Origin of the sequence: Dyella jejuensis, assembly GCF_044904675.1 — a bacterium.
Lineage (GTDB): Bacteria > Pseudomonadota > Gammaproteobacteria > Xanthomonadales > Rhodanobacteraceae > Dyella_B > Dyella_B jejuensis.
Map to the genome: position 1 here is coordinate 23,525 of NZ_JADIKJ010000013.1, position 13,857 is coordinate 37,381.

Sequence of the window (13,857 nt, forward strand, 5' to 3'; positions counted from 1 at the left end):
CGACGGAAAAATAATTCTGGATATAAAAAAGCCTCCCTGCTCGCGCAGGGAGGCTTTTGATTTCCGTAGACCGCTGTCAGAACTTATAGACCGCCGACAGCGAGAACAGGTTGCCGTAATCGTCATAGGTGCCGGTGATGGCATCCTCGGTAGCGCTCACGTCATTAGTGACCGTGGCGTGGCTGACGAAGATGTGCGCGTAGGAGGCATTGAGCGACAGGTGCTCGCTGGCTTTGTAACCGACGCCCACGGACAACAGCTTGCGGGTTTCATCCGGCACGCGCACGTCGCGGGTCGCACCGGCGGTCGGCGTGGTGTCGTAGCCGAAGCCACCGCGCAGCGTCAGCCGATCGGTGAGGTAGTACTCGCCGCCGATCGATGCGTACCACGAGTTATGCCAGTCGAACACCTGGCTGGAGGAGGGCTGCGCCGGGTTGCCGTAGTTCACGGTGAGGTTCTTGAACACATCCCACTCGGTCCAGTCCACGTCCGCGCCGAAGCCGAACTTGTCTTCCTGGTGCCAGTAGCTTGTGCTGGCTACCGCCGGGGTCGTGAAGATGGCCGAGCCGCTGGTGTTCTGGAATGGCAGCGTGCTGGGGGTCAGGCCCAGCGTCGGCGCGAGCTGGCCGATCAGGGTGGAGACGTTCTGCGGCACGTTGAAATCGGCCGTGCCGTTGAGGCGATGGCTGATCTTCGAGCGGTAGTTGAAGGCGAAGCGATCCTGCGAATCGAGCTTCCAGTAGCCGCCGAGCTGCCAGCCCCAGGCCCAGCTGCTGCCGGTGATGTGTGCCAGGCCGTCGGTGCCGGGAGGAATCAGGCCATACACTTCGTTCGGCGGCAGGTTCATCGCGGTGCCGGGGCCGACCAGGCTCAAGCCCACGGTCGAGAAATTGATGGCATTGGTCAACGTGGCGCTGGTGCGCTGCGCGATCGCGCTGCCGCCGATGCTGAAGTTGTCGGTGATATCGAAGGAGGCGGACAGCGTGCCATCCAGCGATTCGAACTTCGATTCGATGGCGTTATAGCGGCCGACCCAGTTGCTGTCGTAATCGGTCTTGAAGCCGAACGGCACGCTGAACGCCGCGCCCACGTGCCAACGGTCGCTCACCTGCGTTTCGAAGAAGAAGGCCGGTACCGGCATGGTGGTGCCGGCGTCGCCGCCGTTGCCGCCGCTGATCGGATTGCCGAGCACGTCATGGGCGCTGCCGCTGAATTGCGCGCTGAAATTGATGGCCGTGACATCTGCTTCGAAATAGGTGCCCTTGAGGTCGCTCATCGCCGCCGGGCCGTTGGCCACCACGGAAACGTCGCCGCCTGCGGTAAGCGAACCGGCGTAGGCGCGGCCCATGGCCTGCGCGCTGTCTTCCTTCAGCTGGAAGGCACTGGCGCGGGCCTGTTGCGGGGCGACCAGCGCGCCGGCAATGGCCAAGCCGAGCGCGGCCAAGGCGAGCGGACGGCCACCACGGGCTGTGTAACGGAAGGACATATGCATCGCTTGCTCCTGCTTTTTTATTTTGGTGACGAGTCCGGCCAAAGCTGACCGGTAGCTTGCCGCGGGACGCTTGGAGTCCCTCGACTCGGGTCGTAGCGGGGGCAAGGCGAGCCAGAATTTCATACGCGCGTTTGATACCCCTGGGCGGCACTCTGCCGGCTCGAGGCCGGACGTGCAAGTGCAGGCGCAGCAATGGAATGCGAAAAGCAGGCCCCGCGGATCTGGGGAACGAGGCACAAAAAGTTGCCGCGCCGGGTTCGGCCGGATCATGGCCGCCAATACTGAAGTCATTCCATTGCATCCGTGGGTTTCGGGAAACGAAAGCTCTCCCGCTCGCCCCGCGGGCGCTCCATCCACGACACGCTGCTGCTACCCTTCCCGCCCCACGCGGCTGAAGCTCCTATCGCCATGCATTGTTTCGTTTATGCCAGCCAGCGCAAGCCCGGTACCTACCTGTGGCTCGCGCGCCAGGATAACTTCAGCGTGCTGCCGGCGCCGCTGGCGCTGCTGCTTGGCGACCTGCGCTTCGTGCTGGAAGTGCAACTGCACGTACAGCGCAAACTGCCGCACGAAGACACCGAAATCGTGATGGAACATCTGCGCGAACAGGGTTGGCATTTGCAATTGCCGCCGCAGGAAACGCTGGTGACGCCACCTTCGGACCCCTCTGGCCAAAAGCCCGCGCCCCAGAACGAATAAGCAAGCCATCGCTACGCGAGGGATTCGTTAACAAGTGATTACCGTCTGACGCGCTGCCGGTTCCTATACTCACGCTATGCCATCTACCAAAACGCGCCGCCCATCGTCCGTGCTCACCTCCCTGGTCTGGTTCGTGCCGGGGTTGGTCATGGCCGGGATCGCCGCCGCCATCGGCGCCCATCCGCTCACACTGATTCCCTTGTTGCTGGCCAATACGCTGACCATGGCCGCGGTCTGCCATGCGATCGGGTTTGATCCGGAACCGGATTTCTTTCTTACCGTGGCGCGGCGCGGCGCGGCGCACCTGGCGATGTTTACCTGTTACGTGGCGCTGGTATTCCTGCTGATCGCATGGCCGATGCTGCATTTGAGCCAGCATCCCACGCTGGGCGCCAGCCTGCTGCTGGCGGCCGCCCTGGTAGTGGCGCTGGTCGTGTTGTGGCGCCTGTGGCCGGCCTTTGCGCTGGTGTATGTCTGGGACGACGCTTATCCCGCGCACGGCCAGGGCGAAGGCTCGTGGTTGTTCACCGCTACCGCGCGCAGCGTCGCCTTCGGCCGGCACCTGTCGCGCGAGGAACATTTCTTCAGCCACTTCCTGCCCAGTGCGCTGGCGCTGCTGTTGCTGTCATTTGCCGCCATCGCATTGAGCGGCCTGTATGGCATCCTGCCATCGGAAATGCGCACCGCCGCCCTGGCGCTCTATGCAGTGTTGCTGATGCCGCTGGGTTGCCTGGTCATCGCCAATCGCACCCTGCGCGTGATGCTGTGCGAAAGCCGCCCGCGGCGACCTGCCACGGCAGATCTGGAAACATCCGTAGCATCGGCGCCCGCAACGCCGCCGCATCTGTCCGAACAGGAACGCATCGCCGGTACGCCCGAACAGGCGCAAGCGTTGCTTGCCGCCACCCGCAACGGCGATATTGCCCGCGCGCTGGCCCTGGTCGAAGCTGGCGCGGATCCGGATACCGCGCCGGATCCCGGCGACCGCGACCAGCGCCCCGTGCTGATGCTTGCGGCGTTGCTGCCCGATCCGCGGCTGCTGCGCGCCTTGATCGCCAACGGTGCCGACGTCAATCGCGCCAGCGGCGGACTCACCCCGCTGCTCGCCGCCACCCGCGACAGCTGGCATGGCCGCGCCGATGCGGTGATGACCCTGCTCGCCAATGGCGCCAGCCCGGTCGTTGCCGATGCCGATGGCAACACGCCCCTGCACGGCGCGGTACTCAGCGGCGAGCCCACGGTCGCAGCCATGCTGCTGGATGCCGGCGCATCCGCGGATGCTCTCAACCAGGCCGGCGCCAGTCCGCTCTCGATCGCTTGCCGCGCCGCCAATTGGCCGCTGGTGCAATTCCTGCTCGACCACGGCGCCAAGGCCGCTCCTGCGCACGGCGAACCCGCACTGGTCGCCGCCGCCGGCATCGCCGACGATGACGCAACCGGCGTCAAGTTGCTGCTCAAGCATCGCGCCCCGGTGAACGCAGTGGATGCGCGCCAGCGCAGCGCACTGATGACCGCCGCCGCCGAAGGACATGAGCAGATCGCCCGCGCGCTGCGCGCGGCCGGCGCCGATGTGAACCTCGCCGACCATCGCGGCAGTACCGCGCTGATGGAAGCGGCGCGCGCCGGCGCGGTAGGCGTGGTGAAATTGCTGGCCGAGGCACAGCCGGATGCGCGCGTGCGTGACAAACACGGTCGCGATGCGTTGACCCTGGCCTGCCAGTCGCCCCATGCCCGCGCCGAGACCATCCACGCCCTGCTCGCGCTCGGCGCGGAGCCGAAGGCGCCCGGCAGCGACGGCCGCAGCGCGCTCGACCATGCCACCGCAAGCGGACGCTGGGATCTGGTCGCCTTGCTCGACCCGGATACCCCGCTGCCAACCAGCCTCAATCTCGACGCGATTTCCGAAGGCGCCGATACGCCCGCGCATCTGCTCGACGCCTTGCGCTTCGGCCATTGGGCCATCGTTTCCAGCTTTGCCGCGCGCGTGCGCGACTGGTCACAGGCACAACTGGCGCAACTGTTTCTCGACCTTAGCGAGCCCGGCCTTCGAGCCGCGCGGCGCTGGCTGCTCGACCATGGCCTGCAGGCCGAAGCGCGTCTGCCGCCGCAGCTGATCGACGAGCTCGACAGTGAACATCCGACCCTGCCGCCGCTTGGCCGCCGGCTGTTCGACGCATTGCTGCCGCTGCTGCCCGGCAGCGCCGAGGCGATCGAAGACCTGCTCCATGCCGGCGCCAGTCCTGCGGGCGCCGGCTTGCTCGCCCAGATGCTCGGTCGCTTGCATGGCCCCCCCCGCGCCGAGGCATTGCCGCTGGCCGTGCTCGAGGGAGGTGCCGATCCGTTCGGCGCGGACGAGCGCGAGCGCACACCGCTGCACCTGGCCGCCGCCAATGGCCAGTCCGTCCTGCTGCAGGCATTGCTGGCGCGCGGCTGCGATCCGAACTGCCGCGACAGCAATGGCCGCACACCGCTGTTCACCGCGCTCGAACATGGCATGGATGCGTTGCCGCTGGTGCGTGCGCTGGTTGCGCACGGCGCGGATGCCGAAGCGGTCGATGCGAACGGCGAAACGCCGCTCGGCCTCGCGCTGGAACACCCCGAACTGGAGCGTTGGCTCGATTGGAACGGCTGGCAGCGTCCGCGCCGTCCGCTGCGTGCCGACGACTTGATCCACGCCGCAACGCGGGGTGCGGCTACCGCCGTCCGCCGTCTGCTGGAACTCGGTTTTCCGGTGGACACCCGCGATGCACAAGGCGCGACCGCATTGCTGCACGCATGCGGAGCGGGCCACCGCGAGGTGGCGCTCACCCTGCTCGATGCCGGCGCTGATATGGCCGCGAGCGCCAACAACGGCATGACGCCGCTCGCCGCGGCAGTCGCCGCTCGCCGCGAAGGCCTGGTGACCCTGCTGCTCGAGCGCGGCGCGGCGGTCGACCAGCGCCTGCCCGGCGACGCCACCGCACTGATGATCGCCGCGGTGCAGGGCTACCCGGAAATCGCCGAACGGTTGCTCGATGCGGGCGCCTACGCCAACGCGGTCGACGCGCGCGGCCACAGCGCCCTGCACGCCGGCGCGCAGTTTGGTTTCGAACAGAACGACAGCCTGCGCGCGCGCCGGCTGTTCGATGCATTGCTCAAGCGCCAGGCCAATCCCAACCTCGCCGATGGCGAAGGCAAGACGCCACTGCTGCTGCTGCTCGGCGCGCACATGCGTCCAGGCAGCCCGTGCGATGCGACACACATCGGCGCGTTACTGCCAGTCCTGCTCGATGCCGGCGCCCGCATCGACCACGTCGACCAGCGCGGCGTCACCGCCTTGCACGCCTGTGCCATGCACGCCCTGCTGCCGCCCGCTCGCGTGTTGCTGGCACGTGGCGCGGACCGCCATGCCGCCGACCATTTTGGCCGTACTGCCGCAGACGTCGCACGACACCTGGGCATGGTCGATATCGCGCACGAGCTTGCCGCACGCGGAAGCGTCATTCCCAGCGTTCGCCAGACCTTGCGGCAGCCGGCACAGCCTTCCGAACCGTAACCGCAAGCCCCGGATGATGCGCCGATCGACCAGCCGGCGCGATCCATATGGACGGCTATACCGCCAAAGGCGCATGCATGGCCGGCGCCGGCGCGACGGGGGAATACGTCCCTCGCACGGGCAATGAGCGCCACGCTTCGATCACTTCCTCCGGCGCGATCGCATCGACCCGGTGACGTCCGGGCGGCCCACCCAGCACCTGCACTGCTTGCGGCATACTGCTGCGCGGACGCCAATGGGCTGGCGACACCGAACCGAACATCACCACCAGCGGACAACCCATCGCCGCGGCGAGGTGGGCCGGTCCGGTATCGACGGAAACCATGCTGTGCGCGACCGCCAGCAAGGCCCTCAGCCGCGGCAACGGCAAATCCCTGGCGGCCACTTCGACATGCGGCTGCGCCATGGTTGCGCGCATGCCTTCAAGGTATCGGGATTCCGCCGGCGATCCGCATAGCAGGATGCGCGCCTGCGGCAGTTGCTCAAGGATCGCGGCGATTACCTGCGCCCAATGATCGACCGGCCACGACTTGTCGTCGTCACTGGGCTTGCGCACACCGTTCCAGCGCACGGTGCGTTTGTTCGCCGGCTGCAATAGCACCAGCGGATGGACGGAAAGGCCACGCTCGACCAGCCACCGGTCACATGCCGCGCGGTCGCGCGGGCTGACGGCGAACTCGGGAACGCTGCCGGTCACGCAGCTCACGTCGCCGAAGCGCTCGCGAAAGCCAGCAGGCGTGCTGTCGGCCAATTGCAGCAAGTGCTCGATCCAGTGGCCATTGGACGATAGCGGGATATCGTTGAGGAATACGCAATGACTGCCGGGGATGCCCGCCAGCCTCAGCAGCAGGCGGATTCTTTCCAGCGAGCGCGGTTGCGGCTCACAGACATACACCGGCATATGGCGCATGCCGCGCAATACATGGACGGCATGCCATTGTTCGGGACTGAGCGGCAGCGGGCGGTGGTGTGCCCGCAGCGCGATGACTTCCGCCACGTCGGGCTGGTCCCGATACAGTTCGATCGAATGCTCGCCGATGGCCAGCAGCTCGCAGGGTGCGCCGTAGCGCGCATGAAGCCGGCGCAACAGCGGCTGCAACAGCAGCATGTCGCCAAGACGGCCGAAGCGGATGACGAGCGGGCGGAAAGGTAGCGGCATACGCAGACAGGGCCCGGGTGCTCATCATGGATGGATCATCCTATGATGCACGCTGGCTGCTTACCGGCAACTTACTGTTTCAACGCAATTTCTTGCCGTTTTTTCGCATATTTCTGCAAGCGGTGCGGCGTTCAGCGATCGCCGATAAGCGGCGTATCCGCGTCCGGTCCTTTTTCAGGCGGCGGTGCGATCTCGGCGTCGGCCTCGAACAGTTTGTCCAGATCTTCCACCGCCTCGCGCGTGGTCTGCAACAGCTTGGCCTCGTCGTCGTAGACCAGGTATTGGATCTTGATCAGCTCGGCGTCCCTGCGCCGGAACCGCTCCACTTCCGCAACGGCCTCTTCAGCGCTCAAGCCGAGCGCTTCCAGCGCCTTGCGGCTCATCTTGAGGCTGGAAAACAGCGTTTCGCGCACCGGTTCGTCGATGCCCAGGTCCATCAGGCGCCAGACGTGCTGGCGATTACGGGCGCGAGCGACGATCTTCAAATGCGGGTATTGGCGGCGAACCAGGCGCGCCACCCGCAGGCTCGATTCGGGATCGTCGGTGGCCAGGATGAAAACCTCGGCCTTGTCGGCTTGCGCGGCGCGCAACAATTCCGGTCGCGCCGGATCGCCGTAGAAAATGTCGCCGCGATTGCCGAAACGCTGCACCAGGTCGAGTTGCTCGATCGAATGATCCAACGCCACGAACGGAATGTTGCGCGTGCGCAGCACGCGCGCCACGATCTGTCCCATGCGGCCATAGCCCGCAATGATCACGCGCGGGCTGTCCACATCGATGGTGTCGTAGGGTCGCCTGGATTCTTCCTTTTTCCCAGTGCCGAGCAGCTTGCCCGTGGCCGCCACCAGCAGCGGCGTCAAGCCCATCGAAAGCGTGATCGCCAGCACCAGCACGCCGCCTTGCTGCCCGGCGATCAGGCCGCGGTCGGTCGCCTGGCGCAGCACCACGAAAGCGAATTCGCCGCCACTGGCCAGCAACACGGCAAGACGCAAGGCATCGCCGCGCTGCAAGGCGCCAAGGGTAAGCCCCAGTGGCCACAGCAGCAGGCCCTTCACCAGCAGCAGGCCGAAGGTCAGGCCCAGCACCAGCCATGGCGCTTGCAGCAGCAGGTCGATCTGCATCGACATGCCGACGCTGATGAAGAACAGGCCCAGCAACAAACCCTTGAACGGCTCGAGGTTCGATTCGAGTTCATGCCGGTATTCCGAATCGGCCAGCAGTACACCGGCGAGGAACGCACCCAGTGTCACCGACACCTTGACCTCTTCCATCAGCAACGCGGTGCCCATCACCACGAGCAGCGCCGTCGCGGTTGACACTTCCACCGAATCGGCGCGCGCCACGAAACGGAACACCGGCCGCAGCAGGTAGCGGCCGCCCACCACCACGGCCACGATCACCGCGATGGTACGCAGCACGGCCATCGGATCGATGCCGTGACGGGCCGAGGTCGAAGCCAGCAACGGCACGGCGGCAATCAATGGAATCGCCGCCAGATCCTGGAACAGCAGAATGGAGAAGGATTGGCGTCCATAAGCCGAACCCGCTTCCTTGCGCTCGGCCAGGATCTGCAAGCCAAATGCGGTGGAAGACAGCGCCAGGCTGCCACCGACAATGGCCGCCGCACCCGGCATGAGGCCGAACCAGGCGTAGGCGATCACGCCGATCACGATGCTGCAGGCAAGCACCTGCAGCAGGCCGGTGCCGAATACCGAACGGCGCATCACCCACAGGCGCTGCGGCGAAAGCTCCAGCCCGATGACGAACAGCATCAGCACCACGCCGAACTCGGAAATGTCCGAGACCCCGGTAGGATCGGCAATCAGCTGCAATTCCGCCGGACCGATCACGATGCCAGCCAACAGATAGCCAAGCACCGCGCCCAGGCGGAAACGCTTGGTCAGCGGCACGGCGATGACCGTGGCCAGCAGGAAAACCACTGCGGTCTGTAGGAAATGATGGCTATCCACGCTTGCTCCGTACCTCGTCCTTGCCCTCGATTATTTCATGCGATGGCCGCGGCGGCGCAAAACCATGCTGCTGACGGCATGCGCCGGACGTGGGATGATCCGGCGCCATGAAACGACTCTCTCGCCTATTCCTTGTTTTCGCGCTGTGCCTGGCCTCGTCCGCCTACGCACAATCGGCCATACCGGTCTATGGCTACACGGTGGTACGTAGCTATCCGCACGACACCAGGGCCTATACGGAAGGCTTTTTCTATCGCAACGGTTATTTCTACGAGGGCACCGGCAACGTGGGTGAATCCTCGGTGCGCAAGGTCGACATCAAGACCGGCAAGGTATTGCAACAGGCCGAGCTGCCGCCGCCCGATTACGGCGAGGGCATCGTGGCCTGGAAAAACCGGCTGATCGAGCTGACCTGGCAATCCCATCACGGTTTCATCTACGACCTCAATACGTTCAAGCGTATCGGCCAGTTCGATTATCCGGGCGAAGGCTGGGCGCTCACCGCGAACGACCAGCAGCTTTACATGACCGATGGCACGCCGACCATTCGCGTGCTGGATCCGCGCACGCTCAAGCAGACCGGCAAGATCGACGTCACCGCGGAGGGCAAGCCGGTTGCCAATCTCAATGAACTGGAGTGGGTGAAGGGCCAGATCTACGCCAATGTATGGCTTACCCATGTGATCGTGCGGATCGACCCGGCCAGCGGGAAAGTGGTGGGCGTGATCAACCTCACCGGACTGGGCCCGAAACCGGGCGAAACGGTGGACCCGGACAACGACGTGCTCAACGGCATCGCCTACGATGCCAGGCACGACCGTTTGTTCGTCACCGGCAAGCGCTGGCCGTTGATCTACGAGATCACGTTGACGCCGCCCGCAGCAGGCCATTGAACGCCGGCCCGTCAGGGGCTGCACGATGAGTTGCGCCATGCGCGCGCGATAATGGGCACTGGATGTGCTTCTCGCGCAAATCGGCCGAAAGACTGAGCGATGGCGGCCCAGATGCCACAACCAGGCTTGCACCGGCCGCGGCAGCTACGCTGCGCGATGCCAGTGCGAGCCAGTAAAAAGCTGTGCTATGCGCCGCGCAACCAGCGCGCAGCGTCGATCGCAAAATAGGTGAGGATGGCGTCGGCGCCCGCACGCTTGAAAGCGGTCAGCGATTCGAGCACCGCGGCGCGCTCGTCGAGCCACCCGTTCTGTGCGGCCGCCTTGAGCATCGCGTATTCGCCGCTTACCTGATAGACGAACGTGGGCACGCCGAAGGCATCCTTGACCCGGCGCAGTACGTCCAGGTACGGCAGGCCCGGCTTCACCATCACGGCATCGGCGCCTTCGGCGATGTCCAGTTCCACCTCGCGCAGCGCTTCATCGCTGTTGCCGATATCCATCTGGTAGGTGTGCTTGTTGCCTTTGCCGAGGTTCGCGGCGGAGCCCACGGCATCACGGAACGGCCCATAGAATGCCGAAGCGTATTTCGCTGAATAAGCAAGGATGCGCGTATGGATGTGGCCTGCCTGTTCCAGCGCTTCGCGGATCGAGCCGATACGCCCGTCCATCATGTCCGAAGGCGCGACAAAATCCATGCCGGCCTCGGCTTGCGCCAGCGACATGTTGATAAGCGCTTGGACGGTGGGTTCGTTCATGACATAGCCATGCGCATCGATCAGTCCGTCCTGGCCGTGCGTGGTGTAGGGGTCGAGTGCCACGTCGCCGATCAGGCCGAGTTCGGGATAGCTGGCCTTCAGCGCGCGAGTGGCGCGTTGCATCAATCCATCGGGATTCCACGCCTCGCTCGCGTCCTCGCTTTTTACCGCGGCGCCTGGCGACGGAAACAGCGCCAGCGCGGGAATGCCCAGGCGCACGCATTCACCGGCCAGCGCCAGCAGGCCGTCGATCGAGAGACGGTCCACGCCCGGCATCGATGGCACCGGCTCGCGCTTGCCTTGCCCCTCGATCACGAACGCCACCATGATCAGGTCCGAGGGCAGCAAGGTGTGTTCGCGCATCAGCGCGCGTGAGAAAGCATCGCGACGCATGCGGCGCATGCGAATGGCGGGGAAGTTCATGCGGGACATCTCGTGCGGATCGTCCACCTAGTTTAGCGCTGGCGTACTCGGTGCGTTGGACACACGCCGCGACGGGCGGCTCAAACGCTGAGATGCCATCCGGCGACAATGCTTTGCACCGATGAACGCCGGTCCGCCTATACGCAAGATCGACACATAGCGTGTGCCATCTTCCGATGGTGCATGTCCCCCTCCATGGAGTCGCGTCATGAGCCTATCCAGCAAAACTTCGCCGCACTGGACCACGCCCGAAGGCATGAAATACCTCGGCCCGCACGAAGGCGCCGAGCCGATCGACGTCACCATCGTGTTGCGGCGGCGTTCGGAAACCACGCCACCTATCGCCGCATGGCCGCAGCAGCCACGCTACGTGCGCGGCGAATTCGGCGATCACTACGGCGCGAATCCGGCCGATGTGGAAACCCTGCGGCGTTTTGCCCAACAGCATGGCTTGACCGAAACCGGCTGCGATACGCATCGTCGCGTCCTGCATCTGCGCGGCACGCCGGCGGCGCTGGAACAGGCCTTCGGCGTCACGCTCGGCAAATACCAGCTCAACGGGTGCGAACCGTTTGTCGGCTGCGGGCACGCGCCGACGCTTCCGCCCGAGGCCATCGCCGTGCTGGGCCTGGACCGACGGCCCGTGGCCAGCCCGCATTTTCGCAAGCCCAGCGCGCAGCCGAACACCTCCTACACGCCCATCCAGCTGGGCCAGCTGTACAACTTCCCCGCGAATACGGATGGCACCGGCCAGGCCATCGGCATCATCGAACTGGGTGGCGGCTTCACTACCAGCGATCTGTCCCAGTACTTTTCCAACCTTGGCATCAGCAAGCCACCCCAGGTGATAGCCGTTTCCGTGGCGGGCGGCCAGAACCAGCCGGGCAGCAGCGATGCCGATGACGAAGTCATGCTGGATATCGAAGTGGCTGGCGCGCTGGCCCCGGGGGCGACCATCGCGGTGTATTTCACGACCAATACCGACCAGGGCTTCTACGAAGCGATCTCGCAGGCTGCACACGACACCACCTACAAACCGTCGGTGATCTCGATCAGCTGGGGCGGCCCGGAAGACAGCTGGACCAGCTCATCCCGCACCGCGATGGAAACGGCGCTGGAGGATGCGGCGGCGCTGGGCGTCACGGTAACAGTGGCGGCCGGCGACAGCGGCTCCACCGATGGCGAGAGCGACGGGCAATCGCATGTCGATTTCCCGGCTTCCAGTCCTTACGCGCTGGCGTGCGGCGGTACTACCCTGGCGGCCAGCGGCACGTCGATCCAGAGCGAGGTGGTATGGAACGAAACCGCCAGCAATGAAGGCGCCACCGGCGGCGGGGTGAGCATCGAATTCGGGCTGCCGACCTGGCAGCAGAACGCAAAGGTGCCCAATTCGCCAAGCGGCAGCGCGGGCCGCGGGGTTCCCGACGTTGCCGGCAATGCCGACCCGATGACCGGTTACCAGGTGCTGGTCGGCGGCCAGTCGCAGGTGATCGGCGGCACCAGCGCGGTGGCGCCGCTATGGGCAGCGCTGGTCGCACGCCTCAACCAGCAACTCGGCGCGCCGGTGGGTGACGTGCATGCGGCGCTGTACCAGGCCGGCGAATCGGTTTTCCGCGATATCACGCAAGGCAACAACGGCGCATATCAGGCTGGCCCGGGCTGGGATGCCTGCACCGGGCTGGGCAGTCCCAACGGCCAGGCATTGGTAGCCGCGCTGGCCGCGCAAAAGTCATAAGCAACCACCGCGGATCGGGATACAGCAGCGCATCCCGATCCGCGCTCCAGCGCGCTTTCAAACTGGACGAACGGGGCGGCAACAGGCAGTCTTGGCAGGCTTGCCGTTTCGGAATACTCATGGATCGCTCCATCACGTCCCCTACCCTGCTTGCCGATCTCGGTGGTACCAACGTCCGCTTCGCGCTGGCCGATACCGCTTCCACCACGCCGCTGCTCATGGATAGCGTGCGGCGTTACCGCGTGAAGGATTTCGATACGCTGGCCGACACCATCCGCCAATACTTCACGGATACCGGCCATACCGCATCGCAAGCGATCATCGCCGCGGCCGGACGTATCGCCAACGGCGAAACGGTAAAGATCACCAATAATCCCTGGGCCGTTTCCGCGCATGGGCTGCAACTCGAACTGGGATTCGATGGCGTGCGCCTGGTCAACGATTTCGCCGCGCAGGGCATGTCGATCCCGTTGCTGCACAACGATCAGCTGCAAGCGGTCGGAAAGGCGCTGCCGCCGGAACACGATCGCAAATCGTCGCAGACATTCGTCGTGATGGGGCCGGGTACCGGACTGGGCGTGGCCGGCCTGCTGCTGCGCCATGGCCACTGGATCGTATTGGAGACCGAAGGCGGCCATGCCGGGTTCGCCGCGCATAGCGCCGAAGACGTCGAGATCCTGCATCGCCTCAATGCGCGCTTCGGGCGCGTCTCCAACGAACGCATGATCTGCGGCAACGGCCTGGTGAACCTGTACCTGGCGCTGGCCGATATCGCCGGACAACCGGCCGAGGAATACACCCCGGAAGACATTACCGCGCGCGCCACCGATGGCAGCGATGCGCTGTGCGTGCGCACCGTGGAAACGCTGGCCGGCATTTTCGGCAGCGTGGCAGGCGACCTGGTACTCAGCCTGGGCGGCTGGGATGGCGTGTACCTCACCGGCGGCGTGCTGAAGATCCTGATGCCCTGGCTGCAAAGCGGCGGCTTTCGCGAGCGCTTCGAAGCCAAGGGCCGCTTCCGCGACACGATGGAGAACGTGCCTACCGTGGCCATCACGCATCCCGAACCGGGCCTGCTGGGGGCGGCCGCCCTGGCCGTGCTCGAAGCGGGCCGAAATTTGCCCAGAGAAGCCTGATCCCGCAGGGATGGCAACCTTGCCCCCGCCGGATGATCGTATCCTGCAGTACACGCATCG

9 protein-coding genes are annotated in these 13,857 nt (G+C 65.3%); 5 read left to right on the forward strand and 4 right to left on the reverse strand.

From position 1 onward, the window contains the following. Positions 1-76: 76 nt before the first annotated feature. A complete protein-coding gene (locus ISP15_RS12275; protein WP_404547721.1) occupies positions 77-1,492 on the reverse strand; it encodes an OmpP1/FadL family transporter in 1,416 nt (471 codons plus the stop codon). Between the two features lie 408 nt (positions 1,493-1,900). Here ISP15_RS12275 and ISP15_RS12280 point away from each other — a divergent pair, with 408 nt between their 5' ends. Then, a complete protein-coding gene (locus ISP15_RS12280) occupies positions 1,901-2,191 on the forward strand; it encodes a YcgL domain-containing protein (protein WP_404547724.1) in 291 nt (96 codons plus the stop codon). A gap of 76 nt (positions 2,192-2,267) precedes the next feature. Further along, entirely contained in the window at positions 2,268-5,726 is a 3,459-nt protein-coding gene (locus ISP15_RS12285; RefSeq protein ID WP_404547727.1) for an ankyrin repeat domain-containing protein, read from the forward strand. A gap of 55 nt (positions 5,727-5,781) precedes the next feature. Here the strand turns inward: ISP15_RS12285 and ISP15_RS12290 are convergent, their stop codons facing one another. Further along, the gene (locus ISP15_RS12290; protein WP_404547729.1) at positions 5,782-6,885 is read right to left on the reverse strand and encodes a glycosyltransferase family 9 protein; all 1,104 of its coding nucleotides are present in this window, start codon (positions 6,883-6,885) and stop codon (positions 5,782-5,784) included. Positions 6,886-7,016: 131 nt separating this feature from the next. Further along, the gene (locus ISP15_RS12295) at positions 7,017-8,855 is read right to left on the reverse strand and encodes a monovalent cation:proton antiporter-2 (CPA2) family protein (RefSeq protein WP_404547731.1); all 1,839 of its coding nucleotides are present in this window, start codon (positions 8,853-8,855) and stop codon (positions 7,017-7,019) included. Between the two features lie 107 nt (positions 8,856-8,962). Between ISP15_RS12295 and ISP15_RS12300 the strand changes: the two genes are divergently transcribed. Further along, the gene (locus ISP15_RS12300) at positions 8,963-9,748 is read left to right on the forward strand and encodes a glutaminyl-peptide cyclotransferase (protein ID WP_404547733.1); all 786 of its coding nucleotides are present in this window, start codon (positions 8,963-8,965) and stop codon (positions 9,746-9,748) included. Positions 9,749-9,933: 185 nt separating this feature from the next. Here ISP15_RS12300 and hemB read toward each other — a convergent pair whose 3' ends face one another. After that, positions 9,934-10,926: a porphobilinogen synthase gene (gene hemB, locus ISP15_RS12305; protein WP_404547735.1), complete on the reverse strand. Its 993-nt coding sequence runs from the start codon at positions 10,924-10,926 to the stop codon at positions 9,934-9,936. A gap of 208 nt (positions 10,927-11,134) precedes the next feature. Between hemB and ISP15_RS12310 the strand changes: the two genes are divergently transcribed. After that, positions 11,135-12,661 carry a S53 family peptidase gene (locus ISP15_RS12310; protein WP_404547737.1) on the forward strand — a complete coding sequence of 509 codons (1,527 nt, stop codon included), beginning with the start codon at positions 11,135-11,137 and terminating at the stop codon, positions 12,659-12,661. Positions 12,662-12,780: 119 nt separating this feature from the next. Continuing rightward, positions 12,781-13,797 carry a glucokinase gene (gene glk, locus ISP15_RS12315; protein WP_404547739.1) on the forward strand — a complete coding sequence of 339 codons (1,017 nt, stop codon included), beginning with the start codon at positions 12,781-12,783 and terminating at the stop codon, positions 13,795-13,797. The last annotated feature ends 60 nt before the right edge of the window (positions 13,798-13,857 follow it).